Annotated in this window: 26 protein-coding genes and 1 tRNA gene; 17 read left to right on the top strand and 10 right to left on the bottom strand. The window is 68.0% G+C overall.

The features are described from left to right. Positions 1 to 42 precede the first annotated feature (42 nt). Positions 43 to 1,956, bottom strand: a complete 1,914-nt coding sequence (thiC, locus tag AC1M14_RS24635; RefSeq protein ID WP_102775310.1) for a phosphomethylpyrimidine synthase ThiC — start codon at positions 1,954 to 1,956, stop codon at positions 43 to 45. A gap of 351 nt (positions 1,957 to 2,307) precedes the next feature. On the opposite strand from thiC, the gene AC1M14_RS24630 reads away from it, so the two are divergent. Next, positions 2,308 to 2,862 carry a SecDF P1 head subdomain-containing protein gene (locus tag AC1M14_RS24630; protein ID WP_102775311.1) on the top strand — a complete coding sequence of 185 codons (555 nt, stop codon included), beginning with the start codon at positions 2,308 to 2,310 and terminating at the stop codon, positions 2,860 to 2,862. 74 nt (positions 2,863 to 2,936) lie between these two features. Here the strand turns inward: AC1M14_RS24630 and AC1M14_RS24625 are convergent, their stop codons facing one another. Further along, entirely contained in the window at positions 2,937 to 3,389 is a 453-nt protein-coding gene (locus tag AC1M14_RS24625) for a helix-turn-helix domain-containing protein (RefSeq protein ID WP_102775312.1), read from the bottom strand. Positions 3,390 to 3,538: 149 nt separating this feature from the next. Here AC1M14_RS24625 and AC1M14_RS24620 point away from each other — a divergent pair, with 149 nt between their 5' ends. Further along, the gene (locus AC1M14_RS24620; protein ID WP_246842536.1) at positions 3,539 to 4,141 is read left to right on the top strand and encodes a winged helix-turn-helix domain-containing protein; all 603 of its coding nucleotides are present in this window, start codon (positions 3,539 to 3,541) and stop codon (positions 4,139 to 4,141) included. A gap of 10 nt (positions 4,142 to 4,151) precedes the next feature. Here the strand turns inward: AC1M14_RS24620 and proB are convergent, their stop codons facing one another. From proB to rplU, 4 genes are all read right to left on the bottom strand, one after another. Then, positions 4,152 to 5,288, bottom strand: a complete 1,137-nt coding sequence (gene proB, locus AC1M14_RS24615) for a glutamate 5-kinase (protein ID WP_102775314.1) — start codon at positions 5,286 to 5,288, stop codon at positions 4,152 to 4,154. A gap of 58 nt (positions 5,289 to 5,346) precedes the next feature. Then, positions 5,347 to 6,483, bottom strand: coding sequence for a GTPase ObgE (obgE, locus tag AC1M14_RS24610; RefSeq protein ID WP_479730604.1), 1,137 nt, complete (start codon positions 6,481 to 6,483; stop codon positions 5,347 to 5,349). Positions 6,484 to 6,616: 133 nt separating this feature from the next. Next, the gene (rpmA, locus tag AC1M14_RS24605; protein WP_006389959.1) at positions 6,617 to 6,877 is read right to left on the bottom strand and encodes a 50S ribosomal protein L27; all 261 of its coding nucleotides are present in this window, start codon (positions 6,875 to 6,877) and stop codon (positions 6,617 to 6,619) included. Between the two features lie 34 nt (positions 6,878 to 6,911). Beyond that, positions 6,912 to 7,223, bottom strand: coding sequence for a 50S ribosomal protein L21 (gene rplU / locus AC1M14_RS24600; RefSeq protein ID WP_006216228.1), 312 nt, complete (start codon positions 7,221 to 7,223; stop codon positions 6,912 to 6,914). Between the two features lie 450 nt (positions 7,224 to 7,673). Between rplU and ispB the strand changes: the two genes are divergently transcribed. Both ispB and AC1M14_RS24590 read left to right on the top strand, forming a co-directional pair. Further along, positions 7,674 to 8,639 carry an octaprenyl diphosphate synthase gene (ispB, locus tag AC1M14_RS24595; protein WP_102775316.1) on the top strand — a complete coding sequence of 322 codons (966 nt, stop codon included), beginning with the start codon at positions 7,674 to 7,676 and terminating at the stop codon, positions 8,637 to 8,639. A 110-nt stretch (positions 8,640 to 8,749) separates the two neighbouring features. After that, positions 8,750 to 8,826: transfer RNA gene (locus tag AC1M14_RS24590), tRNA-Pro, on the top strand. Positions 8,827 to 9,080: 254 nt separating this feature from the next. On the opposite strand, the gene AC1M14_RS24585 is transcribed toward AC1M14_RS24590, so the two are convergent. Further along, entirely contained in the window at positions 9,081 to 9,539 is a 459-nt protein-coding gene (locus tag AC1M14_RS24585) for a type II toxin-antitoxin system TacA family antitoxin (protein ID WP_479730603.1), read from the bottom strand. 87 nt (positions 9,540 to 9,626) lie between these two features. Next, positions 9,627 to 10,604 carry a LysR family transcriptional regulator gene (locus AC1M14_RS24580; protein WP_479730602.1) on the bottom strand — a complete coding sequence of 326 codons (978 nt, stop codon included), beginning with the start codon at positions 10,602 to 10,604 and terminating at the stop codon, positions 9,627 to 9,629. Positions 10,605 to 10,726: 122 nt separating this feature from the next. On the opposite strand from AC1M14_RS24580, the gene AC1M14_RS24575 reads away from it, so the two are divergent. The 4 genes from AC1M14_RS24575 (at position 10,727) to AC1M14_RS24560 (ending at position 15,890) form a co-directional block, all read left to right on the top strand. After that, positions 10,727 to 11,695 (top strand): tripartite tricarboxylate transporter substrate binding protein, encoded by a 969-nt coding sequence (locus AC1M14_RS24575; RefSeq protein WP_479730601.1) that lies wholly within the window; start codon positions 10,727 to 10,729, stop codon positions 11,693 to 11,695. An 8-nt stretch (positions 11,696 to 11,703) separates the two neighbouring features. Then, on the top strand, positions 11,704 to 13,233 hold the full coding sequence (locus tag AC1M14_RS24570; protein WP_479730600.1) for a sulfatase-like hydrolase/transferase: 1,530 nt from the start codon (positions 11,704 to 11,706) through the stop codon (positions 13,231 to 13,233). Positions 13,234 to 13,347: 114 nt separating this feature from the next. Beyond that, positions 13,348 to 14,031, top strand: coding sequence for a response regulator transcription factor (locus AC1M14_RS24565; RefSeq protein ID WP_209166538.1), 684 nt, complete (start codon positions 13,348 to 13,350; stop codon positions 14,029 to 14,031). Beyond that, a complete protein-coding gene (locus tag AC1M14_RS24560) occupies positions 13,941 to 15,890 on the top strand; it encodes a sensor histidine kinase (protein ID WP_479730599.1) in 1,950 nt (649 codons plus the stop codon). The genes AC1M14_RS24565 and AC1M14_RS24560 overlap by 91 nt, the downstream gene beginning before the upstream one ends. Positions 15,891 to 15,899: 9 nt before the next feature. Here the strand turns inward: AC1M14_RS24560 and AC1M14_RS24555 are convergent, their stop codons facing one another. Continuing rightward, on the bottom strand, positions 15,900 to 16,283 hold the full coding sequence (locus AC1M14_RS24555; protein ID WP_111826812.1) for a SecDF P1 head subdomain-containing protein: 384 nt from the start codon (positions 16,281 to 16,283) through the stop codon (positions 15,900 to 15,902). A gap of 217 nt (positions 16,284 to 16,500) precedes the next feature. Here AC1M14_RS24555 and AC1M14_RS24550 point away from each other — a divergent pair, with 217 nt between their 5' ends. The 9 genes from AC1M14_RS24550 to otnK all read left to right on the top strand — a co-directional run bounded on the left by AC1M14_RS24550 (position 16,501) and on the right by otnK (position 26,113). Next, positions 16,501 to 18,765, top strand: coding sequence for a TonB-dependent receptor (locus AC1M14_RS24550; protein WP_479730598.1), 2,265 nt, complete (start codon positions 16,501 to 16,503; stop codon positions 18,763 to 18,765). A 103-nt stretch (positions 18,766 to 18,868) separates the two neighbouring features. Further along, positions 18,869 to 19,282, top strand: coding sequence for a carboxymuconolactone decarboxylase family protein (locus AC1M14_RS24545; RefSeq protein ID WP_479730597.1), 414 nt, complete (start codon positions 18,869 to 18,871; stop codon positions 19,280 to 19,282). Positions 19,283 to 19,440: 158 nt separating this feature from the next. Then, positions 19,441 to 20,301, top strand: coding sequence for a decaprenyl-phosphate phosphoribosyltransferase (locus tag AC1M14_RS24540; RefSeq protein ID WP_479730596.1), 861 nt, complete (start codon positions 19,441 to 19,443; stop codon positions 20,299 to 20,301). Positions 20,302 to 20,303: 2 nt separating this feature from the next. Continuing rightward, complete coding sequence (locus AC1M14_RS24535; protein WP_479730595.1) at positions 20,304 to 21,437, top strand: hypothetical protein; 1,134 nt, start codon at positions 20,304 to 20,306, stop codon at positions 21,435 to 21,437. Positions 21,438 to 21,499: 62 nt separating this feature from the next. After that, on the top strand, positions 21,500 to 22,138 hold the full coding sequence (gene otnC, locus AC1M14_RS24530) for a 3-oxo-tetronate 4-phosphate decarboxylase (protein ID WP_111826808.1): 639 nt from the start codon (positions 21,500 to 21,502) through the stop codon (positions 22,136 to 22,138). 8 nt (positions 22,139 to 22,146) lie between these two features. Next, complete coding sequence (gene otnI / locus AC1M14_RS24525; protein WP_479730594.1) at positions 22,147 to 22,944, top strand: 2-oxo-tetronate isomerase; 798 nt, start codon at positions 22,147 to 22,149, stop codon at positions 22,942 to 22,944. Beyond that, positions 22,941 to 23,915, top strand: a complete 975-nt coding sequence (gene denD, locus AC1M14_RS24520) for a D-erythronate dehydrogenase (RefSeq protein WP_209166533.1) — start codon at positions 22,941 to 22,943, stop codon at positions 23,913 to 23,915. The genes otnI and denD overlap by 4 nt, the downstream gene beginning before the upstream one ends. A 27-nt stretch (positions 23,916 to 23,942) precedes the next feature. Further along, a complete protein-coding gene (gene ltnD / locus AC1M14_RS24515) occupies positions 23,943 to 24,851 on the top strand; it encodes an L-threonate dehydrogenase (RefSeq protein WP_209166532.1) in 909 nt (302 codons plus the stop codon). Beyond that, a complete protein-coding gene (otnK, locus tag AC1M14_RS24510) occupies positions 24,848 to 26,113 on the top strand; it encodes a 3-oxo-tetronate kinase (RefSeq protein ID WP_102775331.1) in 1,266 nt (421 codons plus the stop codon). The genes ltnD and otnK overlap by 4 nt, the downstream gene beginning before the upstream one ends. On the opposite strand, the gene AC1M14_RS24505 is transcribed toward otnK, so the two are convergent. Further along, positions 26,110 to 26,817, bottom strand: coding sequence for a FadR/GntR family transcriptional regulator (locus AC1M14_RS24505; RefSeq protein ID WP_102775332.1), 708 nt, complete (start codon positions 26,815 to 26,817; stop codon positions 26,110 to 26,112). The genes otnK and AC1M14_RS24505 overlap by 4 nt on opposite strands. Positions 26,818 to 26,829: the final 12 nt, after the last annotated feature.

Here is a 26,829-nt window from a genome sequence, read left to right as displayed (position 1 = left end):
AAACGGCCGGCTCTCGCCGGCCGATGGGTTACGCGCCGCCTGTCACTGCCGGTGATAAACCTCGGCTCCCTTCTTCACGAACTCCACCGACTTCTCCTGCATCCCCTTCTGCAGCGCGTCCTTCTCGCTCACGCCCTGCGCCGCGGCGTAATCGCGCACGTCCTGCGTGATCTTCATGCTGCAGAAGTGCGGGCCGCACATGGAGCAGAAGTGCGCGACTTTCATCGAGTCCTTGGGCAGGGTCTCGTCGTGGAACTCCTTGGCGGTGTCGGGGTCCAGGCCCAGGTTGAACTGGTCGTCCCAGCGGAACTCGAAGCGCGCCTTGGACAGGGCGTTGTCGCGGATCGCGGCGCCGGGGTGGCCCTTGGCCAGGTCGGCGGCATGGGCGGCGATTTTGTAGGTGATGATGCCGTCCTTCACGTCCTTCTTGTTCGGCAGGCCCAGGTGCTCCTTCGGCGTGACGTAACAGAGCATCGCGGTGCCGTACCAGCCGATCAGCGCCGCGCCGATGCCGGAGGTGATGTGGTCGTAGCCGGGGGCGATGTCGGTGGTCAGGGGGCCCAGCGTGTAGAACGGCGCCTCGTGGCAGTGCTCCAGCTGCAACTCCATGTTTTCCTTGATCATCTGCATCGGCACGTGGCCGGGGCCTTCGATCATGACCTGCACATCGTGCTTCCAGGCCACCTGGGTCAGCTCGCCCAGGGTCTTGAGTTCGGCGAATTGCGCTTCGTCGTTGGCGTCGTAGCCCGAGCCGGGACGCAGGCCGTCGCCCAGCGAGAAGCTGACGTCGTAGGCCTTCATGATTTCGCAGATTTCCTCGAAGCGCTCGTAGAGGAAGCTCTCCTTGTGATGGGCCAGGCACCACTTCGCCATGATGGAGCCGCCGCGCGAGACGATGCCGGTCATGCGGTCGGCGGTCATGGGGATGAACGGCAGGCGCACGCCGGCGTGAATGGTGAAGTAGTCCACGCCTTGCTCGGCCTGTTCGATCAGGGTGTCGCGGAAGATCTCCCAGGTCAGTTCCTCCGCCTTGCCGTCGACCTTCTCCAGCGCCTGGTAGATCGGCACGGTGCCGATGGGCACGGGCGAGTTGCGGATGATCCATTCGCGCGTTTCGTGGATGTGCTTGCCGGTGGACAGGTCCATGACCGTGTCGCCGCCCCAGCGGATCGCCCAGGTCATTTTCTCGACTTCCTCGCCGATGCCGGAGCTGACCGCGGAGTTGCCGATGTTGGCGTTGATCTTCACCAGGAAATTGCGGCCGATGGCCATCGGCTCGATTTCGGGGTGGTTGATGTTGGCCGGGATGATGGCGCGGCCGCGCGCGATCTCGTCGCGCACGAACTCGGGCGTGATGGCCGCGGGAATCGAGGCGCCGAACGATTGGCCGGGATGCTGGCGCAGCAGGCGCTTGACCATCTTCTCGCCGTCGGGACCGCTGTCGCGCAGCGACTGCAGGTATTGCTCGCGGCGCAGGCTTTCGCGGATCGCCACGTATTCCATTTCCGGCGTGACGATGCCGCGGCGCGCATAGTGCATCTGGGTCACGTTGGCGCCGGCCTTGGCGCGGCGCGGCGGACGCTGCAGGTCGAAGCGCATGGCCGTCAGCTTGGGATCGGCCAGGCGCGCCTTGCCGTAGTCGCTGGTGGGGCCGGCCAGCACCTCGGTGTCGCCGCGTTCCTCGATCCAGGCGCGGCGCACTTCGGGCAGGCCGCGGCGGATGTCGATGCGCACGTTCGGGTCGGTATAGGGGCCGCTGCAGTCATAGACCGTGAGCGGCGGGTTCTTCTCGCCGCCGAACATGGTCGGCGTGTCGGCCTGTTCGATCTCGCGAAACGGCACGCGGATGTCGGGCCGCGAACCGGTTTCGTACACCTTGCGCGATTTGGGCAGCGGCGCGACGGCGGCCGCGTCCACTTCTGCGGTGGCGGCCAGGAATTTGGGATTTGCGTTCATGGAAAGCTCCAAGCGAGTGGTTGGAGCCGATCGGGAAGGAATTTCCGCCGCGCGCGGGCGGACGGAAATACGGCTCCCAGCATCGGCATTATCCGTACTGGTACGAAGGGACTCTCTCAACACGTCGCGGCGTTTAAGCCGCGGCGAGTACCCCTGCACGAAAGCGGAGTATAGATGCTGGCGGGCGATTCCGACGAATCGCGGCGTGCGCGGCCGGCGAGCAGGCTGGTATTACCGCTTTACAATTGGAATCAGACTGCGGCGACACGCCGATTCAGGTTCGGTACACTTTTCAGACGTGCCGGGCGCGCGCCGCGACCTGGTCTTAGTCCACTTGAGAAGGAATCGAGCATGCAACTTACCTTACGCAAATTGGCGCCCGCCCTGGTTGTCGTGACGTTGGCGCTAGCGGGTTGCAAGACCGCCCCGACCAAGACCTCCGACACCGGCGCCACCGCGCCCGCGGCCGGCCAGCAATCGACCACGCCGGCCACCGCCGCCAGCGTGGACTTCTACCTGGCCCACAAGCAGCCCGGCGCGGGCCTGCGTGAAATCAGCCTGCCCGACGGCAAGCTCTACATGCAGGAAGTGCCCGTGCTCACGCGCGCCGACCTGACCGACGCCGCCGCGCTGGTCGACCGCCAGGGCCAGAACTTCGTGGGCCTGCGCTTCTCCGAAGCCGGCGCGCGCAAGCTCAACGACGTCAGCTCCAAGAACGTCGGCAACATGCTGGCGCTGGTGATCGACCGCGAACTGGTCGCCGCTCCGCTGATCGGCGAACCGCTGAACCGCGGCGTGCTGGCCTTCGGCGTGCCCTCGGCCAAGGCCGCTTCGGAAATCGCCGCCAAGATCCGCGGCGACGCCGCGGTGCCCGCCACCAGCACGACGCCGGCCGCCAAGCCCTGATCGGCTCGCGCACGAAAGCCCGCTACGGCGGGCTTTTTTTCGTTTGAAATAGGACCACGATACGGCCCCGATCGTCAGCCGCTCTTGCGGCCGCGCGGCTTGGCGTTGCGGCGGATGCGCAGGACCTGTTCGATATAGGTCTGCGCAATGGCTTCCAGTCCGATGCGTTCGTCGGATGTGAGCGATTCCACCTGGGCTGGCGATATATTGAAGAACGGCCAGGGCGCATGCGGACGATGCCGGCCGCTGGCGCGCGGCGGACCTTCCGCCACGCCGGTGACCGGTAGTGTGTCGCTCAGGTCGTATCCGTCCATGGGCAGTTCCATCGGGCCCTTGCCGGTCTCCAGCCATTCGGCTTCGACCTTCAGCACCTGCGCCAGCTTGCGCGAAGAACGGCTGGAATGCCGCAGTCCGCTCTCATAGCTGCCGATGGCGCTTTGCGAAAGGCGCGCCATACGGGCGAGCGTTTTCTGCGTGTGGCCACGCAAAAGACGCGCATGCTTCAGCCGGTCCGAGAATGTCTTCACAAGGCGATTGAAGCGTGGCGTCAGTTTACGTTGGTAGTTATAAATATTACCTAAGTGATAAACGTATTGATGGGCAGGAGGACGGCATGCAGCAACGAGGCAGCGTTTTCGTACTCGCAAGCGATGGTGCGGCTCGCGATCTGGTCGCAATGTTGCGCACGTTCCATTGGACGGTTTGCGCGTTTGATTCCCTGGCGGCGCTACTGGACGGCCTGCAGGCCCAGATGGTCGATGTGCTGGTGTTGCAGGGCAGTTGGCCGGACGTGGCCGAGCGCGTGGTTTCGCTGGGCCGAGCGGTGCCGGCGGCGGCGCTGGTCTGGCGGGTGCGCGGCGGCGTCACGGTCGAGCGGCGCATCGCGGCGCTGGATGCCGGCGTGGACGTCTGCGTCGAAGCCGGCATGCCCGGGCCGGAATGGGATGCCTTGCTGCGCAGCCTGTGCCGGCGCGGGCGCCGGGGCGGCTCGCCGTGGCGCGTCGACCTGCAGGCCGGCGCGCTGGCCGGGCCTGCCGGCCAGCGCGTGCCCCTGACTGCGGCTGAATGTGCGTTTCTCGTCCGCCTGCTGAACGCGCCCGGCCACAGGCTGCCGCGCGAAGCGCTGCTGCCCGAGGAAGTGCGCGGCTCGCAGGTCGGGATGCGGCGGGTGGACGTGCTGGTGTCGCGGCTGCGCGCCAAGGCGCGCCGCCTCAATGTGGAATTTCCGGTGCTCGCGGTGCGCGGCTGGGGCTATATGCTGCTGCCCGACGGCAGTTAGCGCCTTGCCGCTACAGCACTACCAGGTTGTCCCGGTGCATGAGTTCCGGTTCGGTCATGCTGCCCAGAATGCGTGCAATCTGAGACGAAGGCTGGCGCAGGATGCGCCGCGTATCGGCCGACGAATAATTGATCAGCCCGCGTGCGCATTCATGTCCCTGGCTGTCCACGCAGGCCACCACGTCGCCGCGGCCGAACTCGCCTTCCACGTCGGTCACGCCGATGGGCAGCAGGCTCTTGCCTTCGCGCAGCAGCGCCCGCACGGCGCCGTCGTCCAGCACCACGCGGCCGCGCAGGCGCAGGTGGTCGGCCAGCCATTGCTTGCGCGCCGACCACACCGGCAGCACGGCGCGCAGTTCGCTGCCTATGCATTCGCCTTCGGCCAGCCGCGTGAGCACGTTACGCTCGCGGCCGGACGCAATCACCGTGTGCGCGCCGCTGTGGGCGGCGCGCTTGGCCGCCAGCACCTTGGTCAGCATGCCGCCGGTGCCGATGCCGCTGCCGGCGCCGCCGGCCATGGCTTCCAGCGCCGGATCGCCGGCCTGGGCGTGCGCCATGAACTTGGCGTCGGGATTCTTGCGGGGGTCGGAATCGTACAGGCCACGCTGGTCCGTCAGGATGATCAGCGTGTCGGCTTCGATCAGGTTCGTGACCAGCGCGCCCAGCGTGTCGTTGTCGCCCAGCCGGATTTCATCGGTGACCACCGTGTCGTTTTCGTTCACGATGGGCACCACGCCCAGGCGCAGCAGCGCGAACAGCGTGCTGCGCGCGTTCAGGTAGCGGTGGCGGTCGGCCAGGTCTTCGTGGGTCAGCAGGATCTGCGCGGTGCGCAGGCCGAATTCGGCGAACGCGGCCTCGTAGGCCTGGCACAGCCCCATCTGGCCCACGGCGGCGGCGGCCTGCAGCTCATGCATCACCGACGGGCGCTTGCGCCAGCCCAGGCGCGCCATGCCTTCCGCGATGGCGCCGCTGGAAACCAGCACGACCTGCTTGCCCTGCTTGTGCAGGGCGGCGATCTGCGCGGCCCAGTGGGCCACGGCGGCGCGGTCCAGGCCGCGGCCTTCGTTGGTGACCAGCGACGAGCCGACTTTGGCGACGAGGCGCTGGGCTTGTGAGACGACGGAAACTGCGGGTGATTCGGCAGACATGATGGCGGCGGGCTGCGGCGCGGAAAAAAGGCGTAATCGTAAGGACTGCGATTATGGCTTATTCGTCGCCGCTGCGCGGCGTGGAACGCGGGTCGGCGTCCGAGCGCTTGTCGTCGAAGCGGGGGTCCGGCGCCACGTAGCTGCCATCGGCCTGGTCCTGCGCCAGCTGTTCCTTTTCACGCTCGGCGTCCAGGTAATCCTGCAGCGCGTAGATCAGGTCCTGCGTGCCCTCGCCGGACAGGCCGGAGATGCCGAACACCGGGCCCTTCCAGCCGTACAGTTCCAGGAAGCGGCGCTTGGTGTCCTCGGAGTCGGCCACCATGTCCAGCTTGTTCAGCACCAGCCAGCGCGGCTTGGCGGCCAGCTCGGGATCGTAGCGGCGCAGCTCCTCGACGATGGCGCGGGCATCGGTGACGGCCTGTTCGACCGGGTCCGCATCGGGATCGGGCGTGGACACGTCCACCAGGTGCAGCAGCACACGGGTGCGCGCCAGGTGGCGCAGGAACAGGTGGCCCAGGCCGGCGCCCTCGGAGGCGCCTTCGATCAGGCCGGGAATGTCGGCCACGACGAAACTGCGCGACGGCGAGGTGCGCACCACGCCCAGGTTGGGGTGCAGCGTGGTGAACGGGTAGTCCGCGATCTTCGGCTTGGCGTTGGAGATGCGGGTGATCAGGGTGGACTTGCCGGCGTTGGGCAGGCCGAGCAGGCCCACGTCGGCCAGCACCTTCAGCTCCATGCGCAGGTAGCGGTGCTCGCCTTCCTTGCCCGGCGTCCACTGGCGCGGCGCGCGGTTCACGCTGGACTTGAAATGGATGTTGCCCATGCCGCCCTGGCCGCCGGCGGCCAGCACCACCTTCTGGTCGTGCTGGTTCAGGTCGAACAGGACTTCGCCGGTTTCCGCGTCATGGATGACGGTGCCGACCGGCACGCGCAGCGTGATGTCGGGCGCGGCCGCGCCGTACTGGTCCGAGCCGCGGCCGTTTTCGCCGTTCTTGGCGCGGTGCAGGCGGGCGTAGCGGAAATCGATCAGCGTATTGATGTTGCGGTCGGCCACCGCGTAGATGGAGCCGCCGCGACCGCCGTCGCCGCCGTCCGGGCCGCCCTTGGGGATGAACTTTTCGCGGCGAAAGCTCGCCACGCCATTGCCGCCTTTGCCGGCGACGACCTCGATGGTGGCTTCGTCTACGAATTTCATGGTGTCCGTGCGTATGAAAAGTGAGGGCAGGGCGGGACGTCCCGGCCGCTGCCTTGAAACAAAAAAGCCCTGCCGCATGCGACAGGGCTTTGCCGAACGCGGCGGACCGCGTTGCTGACCGTGCTCTTGCCGATTACTCGGCGGCGACGATCGAAACGGTCTGCTTGTTCAACGCGCCCTTGAAGCCGAATTGAACCTTGCCGTCGACCAGCGCGAACAGGGTGTGGTCCTTGCCCATGCCGACGTTCACGCCAGCGTGGAAACGGGTGCCGCGCTGACGCACGATGATCGAACCGGCGGGGATCAATTCACCGCCGAATGCCTTGACGCCCAGACGCTTCGATTCTGAGTCGCGTCCGTTTCGCGTAGAGCCGCCGCCCTTTTTCTGTGCCATGTTTAGCTCCTGCTAAGTGGTACCGAGTCGCTACTTAAGCCGTGATGGCTTCGATGCGGATTTCGGTGTAGTTCTGACGGTGGCCCTGACGCTTCTGGTAGTGCTTGCGACGGCGCATCTTGAAGATCTTGACCTTGTCGTGGCGGCCTTGCGCAAGAACCGTTGCCTTGACCACGGCGCCGGAGACGAGGGGCGTGCCAACTTTCAGCTGGTCGCCTTCGCCCACGGACAGCACTTGGTCCAGGGTGATTTCTTGCCCAATGTCAGCCGGTATCTGTTCTATCTTGAGTTTTTCGCCAGCGGCAACGCGATACTGCTTGCCACCGGTTTTTACGACCGCGTACATGGGGTGTTCCTTAAATAGGTAAAAAGGTCCATTTGCCTGGCCGGCCCCGTTGGTGTCTTGCTGGGCGGGCTGCGCGCTGTGCCCGCCTGCCGTGCTCCGGATTGCAGGAGCACCACGTGCATCTGGCACAAATCACTCGGCATAAATGAAACCGACGTAATTCGGCCATTGCTGACCGAATCGAGGATATTAGCCCGAGATGCGCGGAAAGTCAAAAAGCGCTTGCAGGGTAAGGGCTTAGGTGTGGCGTACAGGCTTCATGCGGCATCGCCAGGCCTTGCGCCTTCGGTCCCAGAGTTCCGCCCGGCCGGCCGCCGGCGGCCCGGCGCGCGCCCGCGCACGTTACTCCCCGTATAATCGCTGGTCGAATCCCCCGGCCTGGTCCGGCGGTCCAGCGGTAAGAGCCGTCACGCGTACACCCTACGGCTCGTTTCACACTCCGGATACGTCTTGAATCTCCCCGCGCTCATTGCCCCCATTGCTGACGATATGAAAGCCGTCGATGCGGTTATCCGCGAGCGGCTGAACTCCGACGTGGTCCTGATCCGCACCATCGGCGACTACATCATCGGCGCCGGCGGCAAGCGCATGCGGCCGGCCATGGTGCTGATGGTGGCCCGCGCGCTGGGCTATGAAGGGACGCATCACCAGCTGCTGGCCGCGGTGGTGGAATTCATCCATACCGCCACCCTGCTGCACGACGACGTGGTCGACGAATCCGACCTGCGCCGCGGCCGCGAAACCGCCAATGCGGTGTTCGGCAACGCCGCCAGCGTGCTGGTGGGCGACTACCTGTATTCCCGTTCCTTCGAAATGATGGTCGAGGCCGACTCGATGCGCGTCATGAGCATCCTGTCCGAGGCCACCACCGTCATCGCCGAAGGCGAGGTGCTGCAGCTGCTCAACGTGCACGACCCCGACGTCTCGCAGGAGCGCTATCTGCAGGTCGTGCGCTACAAGACCGCCAAGCTGTTCGAGGCCGCCGCCCAGGTCGGCGCCGTGCTGGCCGGCGCCACGCCCGAGCAGGAAGCCGCCGCGGCGGCCTACGGCCGCCATGTCGGCACCGCCTTCCAGCTGGTCGACGACGTGCTGGACTACAGCGGCGACGCCGCCGCGCTGGGCAAGAACGTGGGCGACGACCTGCGCGAGGGCAAGCCCACGCTGCCGCTGATCCGCGTAATGGAAGTCGGCACGCCCGAACAGCAGCAACTGATCCGCGACGCCATCAAGACCGGTGACGCCGACTTCGCCGCCGTGGCCGCCGCCATCCAGGCGACCGACGCCCTGGAACACGCCCGCCAGGCCGCGATCGCCGAGGCAGAACTGGCCAAAAAAGCACTTTCCGACTATCCCATTTCCCCTTTTCAAAAATCTCTGTTAGAATTCTGCGCTTTCGCGGTAAACAGAGATCGCTGAACAAATTCAGCGGTATCGGAAACCAAGAAAAAATAAGAAGCACGCAGGAATAAAAGCAGGACAGCCCAGCCGTACTGAGCACGGCGAAGCTGAAAGTAGTTGAAGTAAATCGGGGCGTAGCTCAGCCTGGTAGAGTACTGCGTTCGGGACGCAGGAGTCGGAGGTTCGAATCCTCTCGCCCCGACCACTCAATGTGGTCGAATTCATGAAGGTGTTTCCCGACGCCTCAAGCTGAAAGCCGGTATCGCACAAGCGCTGCCGGCTTTTTTGCGTTCGCTTGCGCAAAGACCGTTTACATGCAGGCGCGCGGCATTTCGTTCCTCATCTTGTCCCAGCTGTTCAACAAAATGCCTATCGAGTTCCGGGTTGCCGCAGCAAAACCCCCTACGGTCAATCGACTTCGAGAAGGGCACGAATTGGAACGCCATGCCGTGTCAGCCCTTATCGGCCTTCGACTTGACGCAGGATCTTTTTCCGCGTCGCCGCCGCCCGTTTGAGCGCGGCCGTCGGTTCGGATGATTCGGCGTCAATCGCTGCGGCGATTGTTTCGGAGTCCCGTTTGGACAGCCGCAAAATCACCTGATGCTCGATCTGGCGCAGTGCGGCCTGGTGGGCCGCGTGCACCACGAAGTCGGAGAGCGAGCGGCCGGAAATATCGGCTGCGCGTTGAATGACAGCGCGTTCTTTCGCGGTCAATCTGGCGTCCAGGCGAGCGGTTCGGGGCTCGTCCACGCGCTCAAGTTCCTGGCCGATGAGCTCGCGTAGACAGGCGATGACGTCGCTCGGCACCTGCTCTGTGATTCGCGTTTCCTGGGACGGGTTGTGTTCCGGGCCGGGGTGTTTGCGCTTGGGCTTTTGCTTGAGCGCCGCAATGATGCTTTCTTCGTGCTGTGTGGTCATGGCGCATTCTCTGTGTGGTCATGGCGCATTCTTCATGTACGGAAAATCACGTACAAAAATGTAGTGTACGGAAAAATTCGTACCTGCTCAACGCCCAACCGCCTCCCCGTCCGGCGCGACGCTCGCCACCGCTTGCAGGCATTCGATCAGCCCCCGCATGTGCGCAGACAGGTCCAGGCTGCAATGGCGGACCAGGCCGATGGGGCCGAAGACGGGCGGCAGGTCGATGTCGAGGATGGCCAGGCCCTGGCCGCGGGCCAGGTGGCGGGCCACGCAGCGCGGCATGAGCGACAGGGTGTCGCTGCTGTTCATCAGGATGGTGTTGTTCAGCGCGGACGCCGATTCGATCCGGGCGTAGGGATAGACGCCATGGCGTTGCAGCAGCATGTCCAGGCCGATGCGCACCGGGCTGCCGCGCGGCGGCATGATCCAGGGGTAGGCGGCCAGCCGTTGCCACGGCACGCCCGGTTCGCCGGCCAGCGGATGGCCGGCGCGCGCGCAGACGCACATCGGCTCTTCATACAGCACCTGGCTGGCGAGGTCGGGTTTGCGCACGGCCTCGCCCAGCCTGGCGACCAGCAGGTCGAGCTTGCGGGTGTACAGCTCCGGGGCCAGCGCTTCGAGCGAGCCTTCGCGCACCAGCACGTTGACGTTGGCGGCCTGCTGCTTGAACCGCAGCAGCGCGCGCGGCACGAGGAAGGCGGCGGCGGTGGAGTTGACGCCGATGCTGATGGTCTCGACGTCCAGGTCCGGCGCGCCGGACCATTCGCCGCTCATGCGTTCCAGGTCGCCCAGCACCCAGCGCGCATGGCGGATCAGCGATTCGCCGTGGCGCGTGGGGAAGGTGCCTTTGGGCGTGCGGTCGAACAGGCGCGCGCCGAGCATGTCTTCGAGTTCGGCGATCATGCGCGATACGGCCGGCTGGGTGGTGGCCAGGCGCCGGGCCGCCAGGCCGACGTTGTGGACTTCGTCCAGCACCCGCATCAGGTGCAGGTGGCGCAGCCGCAGCCGCCCGCGCAGATACCAGCCGGGCGGCAGGGCGGGGGAGTCGTCGGCGGGCTGCATCTACATATCAACATTGATATGGAAAGGCCAAAATATATCATTGGACCGGAATGTGCCGCTGTTCCATGATCGTCATGACCAGCGCGCCCGCCGACGAGGCGCGCGGCGGGAAGGAGACGATCATGCTGAAGTTCATACGCGCGCCGCTGGCCATGCTGTGCCTGGCGATTCCGCTGGCCGCCGCCGCGGCCTACCCCGACCGGCCGATCACGCTCATCGTGCCCTCCGTGCCCGGCGGCGGCGCGGACGTGGCGGGCCGGCTGGTGGCCGCGGAGCTGGCCAGGCGGCTGGAGGTGCCGGTCATCGTCGAGAACCGGGCCGGGGTCGCGGGCATCATCGGCTCGCAGGCCGTGGCGCGGGCCAGGCCCGACGGTTATACGCTGCTGCTGGGCCTGGACGCTTCGTTTACCGCGGCGCCTTATCTGATGGAGGAGGCGCCGTACCGGACGGAGGATTTCGCGCCCATCGCCACGCTGGCCACCTTGCAGTACGTGCTGGTGGCCTCGCCCTCGGCGCCGTTCGGCTCGCTGCGCGAGCTGCTGGACCAGGCGCGGGCGCGCCCGGACACGATCACCTACGCCAGCGGCGGGCCGGGCTCGACGCATCATCTGGCCATGGCGCTGTTCGAGCACGATGCCGGCATATCGCTCAAGCACGTGCCGTACAAGGCCGCGCCGCAGGGCTTCGTGGGGGTGATGGGCAGCCAGGTCGATCTGATGTTCATCGTGGCCAGCACGGCGTTGCCGCAGGTCCGGGCGGGCAAGGTGCGCGGGCTGGCCAACGCCGGCACGGCGCCCATCGCGGGCGCGCCCGATCTGCCGATGATCGAGGAGGCCGTGCCCGGCTACACCTTCTATAGCTGGTTCGGCCTGTTCGCGCCGGCCAGGACGCCGGCGCCGGTGGTCGAGGCGCTGGGCAAGGCGGTGGCCGCCGCGCTCAAGAGCCCCGAGCTGCGCGACAAGATGCAGGCCCAGGGCATGATCGTGGGCGACGAAGGCGCCGAGGGCCTGCGCCAGCGCATCGCCCGCGACACCCGTGTTTTCGCTCCCATGCTCGCCGACATCAAGACCGCAGCCGCCAGACAGCCATGAAACCAGCCATGAAACGTCCCAATATCCTGCTCATCACCACCGACCAGCATCGCGGCGACTGCCTGGGCTACGCCGGACGGCGGGTCAAGACGCCGCACATCGACCTGCTGGCGCGCAACGGCACGCACTTCTCGGCCTGCATCACGCCCAACGTGGTCTGCCAGCCGTCGCGCGCGTCCATGCTGACGGGCCTGCTGCCGCTGACGCACGGGGTGTGCGACAACGGCATCGACCTGGACCTGCGCACCGGCGAGGCCGGCTTTGCCGGCAGCCTGGCCGCCGCGGGCTACGACACGGGCTTCATCGGCAAGGCGCATTTCTCCACTCACCACACCTTCGAGGCCACGGGGCGTCCGGAGTGCCAGTACAGCGAGGCGGCCCTGGGGCCGGGCTGGAACGGCCCGTACATGGGTTTCGAGCACGTGGAGCTGGTGGTCGAGGGCCACAACTACTGGCTGCCCACGCCGCTGCCGGGCGGCCTGCACCATTCGCGCTGGCACTACGGCGACGGGCAGGGGGAACTGCGCAACCAGCTCTACCAGAAGGACCTGGGGCCGCCCAGCGGCGCGCCGCAGACCTTCAATTCGGCGCTGCCGGCGGCCTGGCACAACTCGGCCTGGATCGGCGACCGGACCATCGAATACCTGCGCCGGCATGGCCAGGAGCGGCCGTTCTGCCTGTGGGCCTCGTTTCCCGATCCGCACCATCCTTTCGATTGCCCCGAGCCCTGGTCGCGCCTGCATCATCCCGACGAGGTCGATCTGCCGCGCCATCGCAGCACCGACTACGACCGCCGGCCGTGGTGGCACCGGGCCAGCATGGAAAGCAAGCCCATGGGCAATGCCGAGGTGCAGGCGCTGCGCCAGAACTTTTCGCGCATGCCGACGCCGTCCGAAGCGGCGCTGCGGCGCATCACCGCCAACTACTACGGCATGATTTCGCTGGTGGACCACCAGGTCGGGCGCGTCATGAAAGCGCTGGGCGAGTACGGGCTGGACCGGGATACCATCGTGATCTTCACGTCCGACCACGGCGAGTGGCTGGGCGACCACGGGCTGATGCTGAAAGGGCCGATGCCGTACGAGGGCCTGCTGCGCGTGGCCATGGTGGCCAGCGGTCCGGGCATCGAGGCCGGCCGGCAGGTGGCCGATCCAGTATCGACGCTGGACCTGGCCGCCACCCTGTACGACTACGGCGGCGCCTCGGCCCTGGGGCCGGTGCACGGGCGCAGCCTGCGTCCGCTGCTCGAAGGCCGGGATGCCGGCCGCGCGTTCGCGCTCAGCGAATGGGACGTGGCGGCCTCGCGCTGCGGGGTCGAACTGAAGCTGCGCACGGCCCGCACCCGCGACTGGAAGCTGACGCTGGAACTGGATAGCGGCGCGGGCGAGATGTACTGCCTGGCCGAAGATCCGGACGAGATGGACAACCTGTTCGACGATCCCGGCTACGCGGCCCGGCGGCGCGAACTGACCGACATGATCAGGAGCCGTCCCGCCGACCAGCTGCCGGCGCGCCTGCCGGCGTCGGGCATCGCCTGAAGGCGCGCGCCGGCATTTGCTTTATATTCCCTGCGAATACCAATTTCCAGGGATACCCGGCCGGCTGCGACTGCGTCATAGTCTGGCGTGGGCAATACCGCCCGCGCCTTTCTCATGACCGTCGCCATGCTTGCTTCCGAGTCGACCCTGCCTGCCCCGGTGCTGCTGGTGGAGGACGAACCCCTGATCTGCCGCCGGCTCGAAGGCCTGCTGCTGCAGCTCGGGTATGCGCCCGAGGCGCTGGTGTTCGCCGCCACGCTGGCCGAGGCGCGCGCCTGCCTGGCCACGCAGCCCGTGGCCCTGGCGCTGGTGGACCTGGGCCTGCCCGACGGCAACGGCACCGAACTGATCGCGGAAATGCACGCGGCCGATCCGGGGCTGGCGATACTGGTCATTTCGGCCTGGAGCACCGAGGACGCGATCCTGGCGGCGCTGCGGGCCGGGGCCACCGGCTATGTGCTCAAGGAGCGCGACGACCTGGAGGTGTCGCTGTCGATCCGCAGCGTGCTGCGCGGCGGCGCGCCCATCGACCCCTTCGTCGCGCGCCGCATCATCGAGGAATTGCGCCCCAGGCCGGCGGAGCCGGCCGGCGCGGCCGCCGGCGAGACGCTCAGTCCTCGCGAAAACCAGATTCTTCGCCTAGTATCCGAGGGGCTGGGAAACCGCGAAATCGCCGAGGAACTGCACCTGTCGCGCTACACCGTCGAATGCCACGTCAAGCACATCTACCGCAAGCTCGCCGTTTCCTCGCGCACCCGGGCGATCCACGCCGCGCGGTCGCGGGGGCTGCTCGATTGAGGCTGGCGATCCGGCTGGCGGTCTTGTGGCTGGCGCTGGCGTTTTCCCCGGTATGGGCGCAGGCGGAATGCACGGCCCAGGTGCTGTCGACCCAGTCGGCGCAGGGCGATGCCGAGGGCGGCCGTCCCGGGCCGGACGCATGGCGGCCGGTGACGCTGCCCGATGACTGGACCGCGCGCTGGCCCGGCTACAGCGGTACGGCCTGGTATCGCATCGACTGGCGGGCGCAGTGCCCGGACGGGCGCGCCGGGCCGGTGGCGCTGGTGCTCGAATCGGTGGTCATGGCTGGCGAGGTCTACGTCAACGATGCGCGCATCTGGAGCGATCCGCAGCTGAGCGAGCCCCTGTCGCGCAGCTGGAACATGCCGCGCTACTGGCTCATCCCCGAGGCCCTGATGCGCGATGGCGTGAACACGCTGTGGCTGCGGGTGGTGGGCGTGGCCGAGCAGACGCCCGGCCTGGGGCCGGTCTACCTGGGAGAACCCGGCCCGCTGCTGCGGCGCTACGAGGACCTGCGGTGGCGCAACCGCACGCTGTTCATGCTCAACCTGATCGTGTCGGCCGTCCTGGGCGGGCTGTGCTTCTGCATCTGGCTGATGCGCCGCGAGCAGCGCGCCTTTGGCTGGTATGCGCTGATGGCGCTGTTCTGGGTGCTGTTCATCGCCAACGTGCTGGTCACCAGCCCCTGGCCATTTGCCGACAGCATCGGGGCGGCGCGCGCCAACGCCATGGTGCTGGTGCTGTACGTGGCGTGCTTCTGCATTTTCACGTGGCGCTTCGGCGAGCAATCGCTGCCGCGCACCGAAAAGGCCTTGTGGATACTGTCCGCGGCGCTGCTGGCGGCGGTGGCCCTGGCGCCGCGGGCGCAGCTGCCCGAGATCCGGCTGGCCGCGGTGCTGACCGCGTCCGCCATTTTTTTCGCGAACTGCCTGCAGTTCCCGTTCCACGCCTGGCGCACCCGGCGGCCCGAAAACCTCATGCTGGCGGCCTGCCTGCTGGTGTTCCTGGCCGTCAGCGTCCATGACCTGCTGCGCATCCTCAAGCTCATCGCCAGCGACACCGCGTATACGCCGTTCACCAGCGTGGTGGTCACGCTGTGCATATCGGCCGTGCTGGGCCTGCGCCACGCGCGCAACGTGCGCCGCATCGAACGCTTCAGCCAGGATCTGGCCGTGGGCATCGCGCAGGCGCGCACCGAGCTGGCCACGACGCTGGAGCGCGAGCACGCGCTGGCGCTGGCCAATGCGCGCCTGCAGGACCGCCTGCAGATCGCCCACGACCTGCACGACGGCCTGGGCGGTTCGCTGGTGCGCATGATGGCCGCGGTGGAGCAGGCCAGCCAGCCGGTGCAGAGCCAGCAGTTCCTGTCCATGCTCAAGCTGCTGCGCGACGACCTGCGCCAGACCATAGACAGCGGATCGAGCGCGGGCGTGAAGGTGCCGGCCACCCCGCGCGAGTGGATCGCGCCGCTGCGCCACCGTTTCATGCAGCTTTTCGACGAACTGGAGATCCGCGCGAGCTGGGCGGTCCCGGCGCAGTGGCGCACGCCGCCCAGCGCCTTGCAGTGCATGGCGCTGACCCGGCTGGTCGAGGAGTCGCTGGTGAACGTGCTCAAGCACAGCCGCGCGCGCCGCGTCGAGCTGGCGCTGCGCCAGCCCGAATCCGACAGCCTGGAGCTGCTGATCGAGGACGACGGCGCCGGTTTCGATGTGGCGGCGGTGCTGCGGGCCGGTATCAGCGTGGGCATGCGCAGCATGCACACCCGCATCGAGCGGGTGGGCGGCAGGCTGGAGGTGGCGTCCCGACCGGGACGGACCGCGCTGACCGCCACGCTGGCGCTGCGCGCGTCCCAGCCCTGAGGCGCGCCGCTACCGGTTTTCGTCGCCTATCGTCAGCCCGCCGGCCTTCATGATGCGTTGGGCGATTTCTTCGGCGGACTTGCCTTCGAAGCCATGTTCGCCCGCGACGATGCGCAGGTTGTCGCTTTCCAGCGGGGCCATGAGGGTGGCCGACGACAGCACCACGCCGTCGGCGCGCAGCTGGATGCGCTGGCCGACGCGCGCGCGGGTGAAGTCGGCCAGTGCCTTGGCGCTTTCCGGCTTCAGCGTGATTTCCACCGTGCGGGCCGAGGTGGCCGGATCGGCGCTCGCCGTCGCCTGCTGCGCCTGCAGCATGACCGTCTCGGCCTGCGCCGCGCAGGGCAAAAGCGCGGCCAGCAGGGCGGCGCGCAGCAAATGGCGGATGGGCGGCATGGAACTCTCCTTCCGGGCAACGGCCCGCGTTTTCGCATCCTAGCCTATCCCCTGGTGTTGTTAATCGGCCAGAAAATTCGACAAAAATGACGAATTTCTGAATTAAGCCTGACAAATAGTTGAATGCAATAATGGTAATGAATATCATTGGCCTTCTTATAAAACCAAGAGCGCATCCATAGCGCACCCGCCGCGGGGCGGTTTCCGAAAGAGTCCAATGAGCAAAGCAGAGAGTTTGACGGCCGGCGCCAAGGCCGGCGGCAGCATTTCGTCTACGAATTCCACGATCTACGCCGCGGTCTGCGGCGCCCTGATGTCGCCGGGCCTGGTCCTGGCGCAGGGCAGCCTGGCGCCGGGAGCGGTGCCGGAACTGTCGCCCGTGCAGGTGCAGGGCCAGGCGGTCAGCGACGGCTACGAGGCGAACGTCGCCTCGTCTCCCAAGATGACGGCGCCCCTGCTGGACACGCCGCGCTCGGTGACCGTGATCACCGAGCAGCTGATGCGGGACCGCGCCGCCTCGTCGCTGATGGACGTGCTGCGCACCGCGCCCGGCATCACTTTCGGCGCGGGCGAGGGCGGCACGCCCGCCGGCGACCGGCCCTTCGTGCGCGGCTACGAGGCCAGCACCGACATGATGGTCGACGGCATGCGCGACCTGGGCCGCTTCTCGCACGAGACCTTCAACCTGGAATCGGTCGAGATCCTGAAGGGCCCCAGCTCGGCCTACAGCGGGCGCGGTTCGACCGGCGGCAGCATCAACCTGGTCAGCAAGACGCCCAAGCTGGAAAACTTCGTCGAAGGCACGGTCGGCGTCGGCACCGACAAGAACTGGCGCCTGACCGGCGACGCCAACTGGGGGCTGGGCGAGAGTTCGGCGTTCCGCCTGAACTTCATGAAGCAGGGCGGCGACATCCCGGGCCGCGACCACGTCGAGACCGACCGCTGGGGCGTGGCGCCGTCGTTCACCTGGGGCCTGGGCACGCCGACCCAGGTCACGCTCAGCTACTACCACCTGCAGAACGACGACACGCCCGACCTGGGCATCCCGTTCAAGAACGAATCGCGCCCCGGGCGCGTGACGCCGCCCGACGTGGACCGCGACAACTACTACGGGCTGGTCGGGCGCGACTACCGCAAGAACCAGGCCGACATGGGCACCCTGATGGTGGAGCACAAGTTCAGCGACAGCCTGAAGCTGCGCAACGGCACGCGCTACACCCAGTCCAGCAACGAATACGCCATGACGCGCCCCTCGTTCGACAACTGCGCGGCGCGTACGGGCGGGCGGCCCAATCCGGCCTATGGCGTGGCGCCGTGCTCCACCGAGGCGCCGGGCGTGCAGATGACCAAGGCGCTGCGCACGCTGAACCAGACCAACCGGTCCTTCATCAACCAGACCGACCTGTTCGGCGAATTCCTCGCTGGCGGCGTGCGCCACAGCTATGCGGCCGGCCTGGAATACAGCAACGAGAAGATCATCAAGCGCGACGGCGTGCCCCGCGGCGGCTTCGACAAGGCCCTGATCGACGATCTCTACCACCCGAACCCGCACCAGGCCTATACCGGCAGCCTGAGCTGGGGCCCCAGGTACGACGCCGCCGAAACCATCACCCGCGCGGCCTACCTGTTCGACACGATGAAGTTCAGCGAGCAATGGGAGGCCAACGTCGGCCTGCGCTATGACAACTACCGCGTCACCAGCGGCGACGCGCAGCGCACCGACAATATGTGGAACTACCAGTTGGGCCTGGTCTACAAGCCCGCGCCCAATGGCAGCATCTACGTGTCCTACGGCACTTCGTCCAACCCGTCCGGCGAAACCGCGGCCCAGTCGGGCGGCGCCGACGGCGCGGCCGGCGGCCGCCTGACCGCGGACACGGCGCAACTGGCGCCGGAAAAGAGCCGCAGCATCGAAGTGGGCACCAAGTGGGACGTGTTCGACGAGCGCCTGTCGCTGACGGCGGCGGTGTTCGAGACCCGCAAGACCGACGCGCGCAGCGCCGACCCGATCACCGGCGACGTGACGCTGTCGGGCAGCAACCGCGTGCGCGGCATCGAACTGGGCGCGGCCGGCGCCATCACGCCGAAATGGCAGGTGTGGGCGGGCTACAGCTACATGGACCCCAAGGTCACCAGCTACCAGAGCGGCGGCACGGACTACAGCGGCAACCAGATGAAGTTCATTGCGCGCCAGAGCGCCAGCCTGTGGAGCACCTACCGCCTCATGCCCGAGCTGACGGTGGGCGCCGGCGCCACCTATACCGGCAAGCGCTACGTGGACGACGCCAACGTCTACCAGCTGCCCTCGTACTGGCGCTACGACGCGATGGCGTCCTACCAGTTCAACCGCAACTTCAGCCTGCAGCTCAACCTGAACAACCTGACCGACGAGACCATATACGAAGCCTCGCACGTGGGCCTGTTCAGCTACGTGGCGCCGGGCCGCTCGGCCATGCTGACCGCCACCTTCCGCTACGACTGAGGCGCGAAGCCGGCCCCGCCGCGGGGCCGGCCATGATTGCGCGCCGGTCCGCCATGGTCAAGAATGTTGCTCACCGAGTGTCGGCAACATCAAAGGAGCAACCATGGCAGACATCAAATCCGAAACCCAGGCCCTGTTCGACCAGGGCCTGGAACTGCGCCGCGAGGTGCTGGGCAGCGAATACGTGGACGGCTCGATGGCCCGGGCCAACGAGTTCATGATGGCGTTCCAGCACATCACCACCGAGTGGTGCTGGGGCTACACCTGGGGCCGGCCCGGCCTGGAGAAAAAGACCCGCAGCATGCTGAACCTGGCCATGCTGACGGCGCTGAACCGTCCGGCCGAAATCAAGCTGCACGTCAAGGGCGCGCTCAACAACGGCGTGACGGTCGAGGAGATCAAGGAGATCCTGCTGCAGGCCACCGTGTACTGCGGCATTCCGGCGGGCCTGGACGCCTTCAAGGCCGCCAATCAGGTGCTGGAGGAAGAGGGCGCCTTCAAGGCTGACGCGCCGTAAGCCGGCGCCGCCCGCGGCGGCGGGCATGAGTCTGATAAAGCGCGGCGGCGTCCCGGACGCCGTGCTTTCGCTGGCATAGTCTGCGGCACTTCAACGGACGGATTCCGTCGCGCCAGCCGCATGACCCTACCACCGCAGTCCTTCCCGCGGGCGCTTCCATGAGCGCCGTCATCACGCTGCTGCGTCCGCAGCAATGGCTGAAGAACGGCTTCGTGCTGATCGGGCTGATCTTCAGCAACGGCTGGGCCGATCCCCGCCTGGTGTTCGCCGTGTGCGTGGGCTTCGTGGCCTTCTGCCTGGCGTCCAGCGCGGCCTACGTGCTGAACGACTACCACGACCGCGGCGCCGACGCCGCGCATCCCGTAAAGCGCCATCGTCCCATCCCGGCTGGCCGGGTCGGGCTGCGCGAGGCGCGCGCGCTGATGCTGCTGCTGGCCTGGGGCGCCCTGGCCATTCCGCTGGGCACGGGGCAGTGGGCGGTGGCGCTGGCCGTGGCGGTCTATCTGCTGCTCAACGTCGCCTACAGCCTGAGCCTGAAGCATCACGTGCTGGTGGACGTGTTCTGTATTTCAGGCGGCTTCATGCTGCGGCTGGCCTGCGGCACGTATGCGGTGGGCGTCGCGCCCTCGCGCTGGATGCTGCTGTGCAGTTTCATGCTGACCCTGTTCCTGGGGTTCGCCAAACGCCGCGCCGAAATCGCCGTGCGCGCCGAAGGCGCGCGCAGCGTGCTGCAAGACTACAGCGCGCAGCTGCTGGACGCGCTGGTCGCCATCACCGCCTGCGCCAGCCTGCTGGCCTACGGGCTGTACACCGTGGACCCGGAGGTCGCGGCGCTGCACGGCACCGACCATCTCATCGCCACCCTGCCCATCGTCACCTTCGGGGTGTTCCGTTACCTGTACCTGCTGTACCGGGAAGGCGCGGGCCAGGAGCCGGGCCGCGATCTGCTGGCCGACGGCCAGATCCGCCTGGCGGTGCTGGCCTGGGCGGCGGCGGCCATCCTGTTGCTGGGAGCATGAACATGACCGCGCTGGCGCGAATGTTCGCCTTCGAGCGTCCGGGCTTGCGCCGGTTCCTGCTGTGCTGCGCCTATGTGGTGGTCGCGGCCGCGGCGTTCAACGGCTTCTACACCAAGTGGCGGCTCAATGACGGCAATCCGGCCCTGAGCCTGGCGCACATGGTGGAGGGCACGGCCCACCGTCCCTATGTGTACCGGCAATTCGTGCCCGCGCTGGCCAACGGCATCCAGGCGCTGCTGCCGCCGGCGATGGTGGCGCGCATCTCCGCGCGTCTGGCGCGGCCGGAGCGGGTCGACAGCCGCTGGGGCCTGGCGATGCGCTATCCGGCCTCGGAATCGCTGATCCCCGCGGTCGCGCTGCGCTATCACCTCGTCTATTACCTGGCCTTCCTCGCGCTGGTGGCCGCGCTTTTCGTCATGCGGCGCGTATGTCTGCGGGCCGGCGCCGACCGGATGGGCGCGACCCTGGCGCCGGCCGCCGTCGCGCTGCTGCTGCCGTTCTTCCTGACCGGGGGCGGCTATTTCTACGACTTCTTCGAACTGCTGTTCATGATGGGCGCGGTGCTGCTGGCGCTGGGCGCGGATCGCCGCCGGCCGCTGCGCATGCTCGGGCTGCTGGTATTGACCGGCGTGGCGGCCTGGAACAAGGAAGCCTTTTTCTTTTTCGCGCTCTCGCTCTATCCGCTGTTGCGCCGCGGGCTGCCGCGCTGGCAGGCCGGCGCGCTGGTGATGGGCATGCTGGCAATAAGCGGCTGCGTATACCTGGCGCTGCGCTTGCGTTATGCCGGCAATCCGGGGGGAACCGTCAGTTATCAGCTGTTGCATACCCTGCGCTTTTACGTCAATCCGGGCAACTGGCTGCTGACGGAAAGCACCTACGGCGTGCTGCTGCCGCGCGGCTTCGGCATCGTGAGCGCGCTGGCGCTGGCCGGCGTGGCGGCCGCCGGCTGGGAGCGTCTGCCGCCGGCGCTGCGCCGGCACGCGCGCCTGGCCCTGTGCATCAATCTGCCGCTCTTCCTGCTGTTCTGCTCGCCGGCGGAAATGCGCAACCTGAGCATGCTGTACCCCACGCTGACATGCCTGATGGCCCTGGCGCTGGATCGGTGGGCGCGGGAACGGCCGCCGCCAACGGGTTAGCCCTAGGTGTGGGGAATCGTCAAAGTTGTATGATGACCCGATTACTTCCAGCGCTGTTTCCCATGTCCGAAGAAGCCCGCATCCGCGAAGAAATCTGCACGGTAGGCGCCAGCCTGTACGACCGCGGCTACACGGTCGGGGCGGCCGGCAACATCAGCGCGCGGCTCGACGACGGCTGGCTGATCACGCCCACCGACGCCTGCCTGGGCCGGCTGGACCCGGCGCAGCTGGCCAAGGTGGACGCGGCCGGCAACTGGGTGTCGGGCGCCAAGCCTTCCAAGACCCTGGCGCTGCACCAGGGCATTTACCGCGCCAGCCCGCAGTCGCGCGGCGTGGTCCATACGCATTCCACCCACCTGGTGGCCCTGACCCTGGCCGGCGTGTGGCGGACCGACGAAGTGCTGCCGCCCATCACGCCTTACCAGGTCATGAAGGTGGGGCGGATTCCGCTGATCGGCTATCGCCGTCCGGGCGATGCGCAGGCCGCGGCCGAGGTCGCGGCCGTGGCGGCGCAGGTGCGCGGAGCCTTGTTCGAGCGGCTGGGGCCGGTGGTGTGGGAGCGCTCCGTGTCGCACGCCTCTCATGCGCTGGAAGAACTGGAAGAAACGGCCAGGCTGTGGCTGATGAGCGATCCGCGCCCGCAGCCGCTGAGCGCCGAGGCCATCGAAGAACTGCGCGCCGTCTTCGGCGCGCGCTACTAGGAGCCGCCATGCCGCGCCTGGCCGCCAACCTGAGCATGATGTATGCCGAGCACCCGTTCCTGGACCGCTTCAAGGCGGCGGCGGACGATGGATTTGCCGGCGTGGAGTTCCTGTTTCCCTACGAATTCGCGGCGGCCGACCTCAAGGCGCGGCTGGCCGATCACGGCCTGACGCAGGCCTTGTTCAATGCGCCGCCCGGCGATTGGGAAGCCGGCGAGCGGGGCATCGCCTCGCTGCCCGGCCGCGAGGACGAATTCCGCCGCGGCCTGGACCGGGCGCTGGAATATGCGGCCGCGCTGGGCTGCCGCCGGCTGCACGTGATGGCCGGCCTGATCCGCCCGGACCAGGACCGCGAGGCGCATCGCCAGGCCTATCTGGAGAACCTGGCGCGGGCCGCGCTGGCGGCGGCGCCGGCAGGCATCACCGTGGTGATAGAACCCATCAACCCGCGCGACATGCCGGGCTTTTTCCTCAACCGGCAGGACGAGGCCCAGGCCATCTGCGCCGAAGTCGGCGCCGACAACCTCAAGGTGCAGTTCGATATCTACCACTGCCAGATCGTGGAAGGCGACATCGCCATGAAGCTGCAGCGCGACATGGTGGGCATCGGCCACATCCAGATCGCGGGCGTGCCGGACCGCCACGAGCCCGACCTGGGCGAGCTGAACTACCCCTATCTGTTCGAGCGCATCGACGCGCTGGGCTACGCCGGCTGGATCGGCTGCGAATACCGCCCCAAGGCCGGCACCTCCGCCGGCCTGCGCTGGGCGCGACCCTATCTTTGCGGCACTGGGCACTCATCATGAAAATACTGATTACTGGCGGCGCGGGCTTTCTGGGCCAGCGGCTGGCGCGCAAACTGCTGGAACGGGGCGCGCTGGCGCTGGATGGCGGCGCGCCCCAGCCCATCGGCCGGATCGATCTGCTGGACGTGGCCGAGGCGGGCGCCTGCGCCGATCCGCGCATGCGGTCGCTGGTCGGCGACATCGCCGATCCGGCCGTGCTGCGCCAGGCCATCGACGCCGATACCCGCGTCATCTTCCACCTGGCCGCCATCGTCAGCGGCCAGGCCGAGACCGACTTCGACCTGGGGATGCGGATCAACCTGGACGCCTCGCGCGCGCTGCTCGAAACCTGCCGCCAGCTCGGCCATCGCCCGCGCGTGATCTTCACCAGTTCGGTGGCGGTGTACGGTGGCGACTTGCCCGAGACGGTGCGCGACGACACCGCGCTCAATCCCCAGTCGTCCTACGGCACGCAAAAGGCGATTGCCGAGCTGCTGCTGGCCGACTACACGCGGCGCGGCTACGTCGATGGCCGCGTGTTGCGCCTGCCGACCATCAGCGTGCGCCCGGGCCGTCCGAACGCGGCGGCCTCGTCGTTCGCCAGCGGCATGATCCGCGAACCGCTCAACGGCGAGGCGGCGGTCTGTCCGGTCGGCCCCGATACCCGGCTGTGGCTGCTGTCGCCGCGCGGCGCGGTCCAGGCGCTGATCGCCGGCTGCGAGCTGCCGGCCGCGGCAGTGGCCGACCGCCGGCCGATCAACCTGCCGGGCGTGTCCGTCACCGCCGGCGACATGCAGCAGGCGCTGCGCGAGGTGGCCGGCGACGAGGTCGCCGACCGCATCGCCTGGCAGGCGGACGAACGGGTCGAGCGCATCGTCGGCAGCTGGCCCGGACGCTGGGACACGACGCGCGCGGCCGCGCTGGGGCTGCAGGGCGAGCGCGATTTCGCCGAAATCATCCGCGCCTACCTGGCCGACGACCTGCCGCGCTGATCGCCGGGCTTTCTGGATCTCCATACCATGAACCATTCGCAGACTACTCCGCGCCGCGTCGGCGTGATCGGCCTGGGCGCCATGGGCGCGGGCATCGCGCAAAGCCTGCGCCGCGCCGGCCACGAGGTGCATGCCTACGACATCCGGCCCGGCGTGGCCGAGGCCTACGCGGCCGAGGGCGGCGTGGCCTGCGCCTCGCTGGCCGAGATGGCGCAGGCCTGCGACATCGTGATCAGCGTGGTCGTCAACGCGCAGCAGACCGAGGCGGTGCTGTACGCCGACGGCGGCATCGCCGCCGCGCTGCGCCCGGGCGCCGTGTTCGTGATGTGCTCCACCGTGGACCCGAACTGGTCGGTCGCGCAGGAGACGCGCCTGGCCGGGCTGGGCGTGCTGTACGTGGACGCGCCCATCTCCGGCGGCGCGGCCCGTGCCGCCGCGGGCGAAATGACCATGATGACCGCCGCCCGGCCGGCCGCCTACGAGGCCTGCGGCGGCGTGCTGGAATCGATGGCCGGCAAGGTGTATCGCCTGGGCGACCGGGCGGGGGCGGGCAGCAAGGTCAAGATCATCAACCAGCTGCTGGCCGGCGTGCATATCGCGGTCGCCGCGGAGGCCATGGCGCTGGGCCTGCGCGAAGGGGTGGACGCCGACGCGCTGTACGAAGTCATCACCCACAGCGCCGGCAACAGCTGGATGTTCGAGAACCGCATGGCCCACGTCCTGGCCGGCGACTACACGCCGCTGTCGGCGGTGGACATCTTCGTGAAGGACCTGGGCCTGGTGCTGGACACTGCGCGCCACAGCAAGTTTCCGCTGCCGCTGGCGGCGACCGCGCACCAGATGTTCATGCAGGCCTCGTCGGCCGGGCATGGCCGCGAGGACGACAGCGCCGTGATCAAGATTTTTCCGGGAATCCTCCTGCCGGAGCCGAAATGAGCCTCAAACTGGGTTGCATCGCCGACGATTTCACGGGGGCCACGGACCTGGCCAACAATCTGGTGCGCGCCGGCATGCGCGCGGTGCAGACCATCGGCGTGCCGGGCGCGCCGCTGCGCGGCGACGCCGACGCGGTGGTGGTGGCGCTGAAAACCCGCACCCTGCCCGCCGACGAGGCCGTGGCGCAGTCGCTGGCGGCGCTGGACTGGCTGCAGGCGCAGGGCGCCGAGCAGATCTATTTCAAGTACTGCTCCACCTTCGACAGCACGCCGCGGGGCAATATCGGTCCGGTCATCGACGCCCTCATGGCGCGCCTGGGCACGGATTTCACCATCGCCACGCCGGCCTTTCCGGACAACGGGCGCACGGTGTTCAAGGGCTATCTGTTCGCCGGCGACGTGCTGCTGAACGAATCGGGCATGCAGCATCATCCGCTCACGCCCATGACCGATCCCAACCTGGTGCGCGTGCTGTCGGCGCAGACCTCGCGCAAGGTCGGGCTGATCGACTATGCCGTGGTGGCGCGCGGCAGCGACGCGATCGGCGCGCGCATGCGCGAGCTGGCATCCGAGGGCGTCGGGATCGCCATCGTCGATGCGGTCGGCAACGCCGACCTGCTGGCCCTGGGCCCGGCGCTGCGCGGCATGCCGCTGGTGACCGCCGGCTCGGGCGTGGCGATCGGCCTGCCGGCCAACTGGGGTTTGGCGCCCGGCGGGCGCGCCGCACTGGCGCGCGTGCCGGGGCCGCAGGCGGTGCTGGCCGGCAGCTGCTCGGCCGCCACCAACGGGCAGGTCGCGGCCTTCATCGAAAGCGGGCGGCCGGCGCTGGCGCTGGACCCGCTGCGGCTGGCGGCCGGCGACGACGTGGCCGGCGAGGCGCTGGCCTGGGCTGCGCCGCGGCTGGCCGACGGACCGGTGCTGATCTATTCCACCGCGCAGCCCGAGCAGGTGCGCCAGGCCCAGGGCGCGCTGGGCGCCGAACGCGCCGGCGCGCTGGTCGAGGCGGCGCTGGCGCGCATCGCGGCCGGGCTGGTCGAACGCGGCGTGCGACAGCTGATCGTGGCCGGCGGCGAGACCTCGGGCGCGGTGGTGCAGGCGCTGGGCCTGGAGCAGATCGCCATCGGCGAACAGATCGATCCGGGCGTGCCGTGGTGCGCGGGCTATGCGCCCGCCGCGCAAGGGGACATCAGCATTGCGCTGAAGTCGGGAAACTTCGGTACACGGGATTTTTTCATCAAGGCATTCGCCAAGGCGTTTGCCTAACGATGCGCCTGCCGCAGCCGCCTGGCTGCGTTCACCATATGGATGCGGGCCGCTTCGCGCGCGCCGTCGACATCCTTGTTGCGTATGGCTTCGACGATGGCGGCGTGTTCCTGCAGTACGTCGCGCATGAGGTTGGCGTGGCGCGCCTCGTTGCCGCGCGTGACGCGGGTGGCGGCTTCGAGGAACTGGCTGACGAAGGCCAGCGTGGTCAGGAAGTACGGGTTGCCGGTGGCGCGCGCGATGCTGCGGTGAAACGCCACGTCTTCTTTCACGCCGTCGCCGCCGTCCGCGACCGCCTGCGAGATCGCGGCCAGCGCCGCGTCGATGTCGGCCATGTCCTGCTTCTTGCGCATGGCGGCGGCCTGCGCGGCGATTTCGGTTTCCAGCGCGCGGCGCAGGTCCACGATATGCAGCACCGCCTCGATCGAGGACAGCTCGGCCGCGTCGATGCGCAGGGGGCGGTTGCCGGTGGCGGCGGTGACGTACACGCCGCTGCCCTGGCGCGCCTCGACCACGCCGTCCTGGCGCAGCCGGGACACGGCTTCGCGGATGACGGTGCGGCTGACGCCGAACTGCTGCGCCAGCGTGGTCTCGGGCGGCAGTTTGGCGCCGGGCGGCAGGCGGCCCGTGTCGATCTCGGCGCGCAGCTGCTTGGCGACCGTATCGGTCAGCGTGGGCGGGGAGGGAAGTCGGGGAAACGACATGGATGCGCAGCG

It is taken from the genome of Achromobacter sp. SX5, from assembly GCF_056711425.1.
This window is presented reverse-complemented; position numbering and strand designations above follow the sequence as displayed.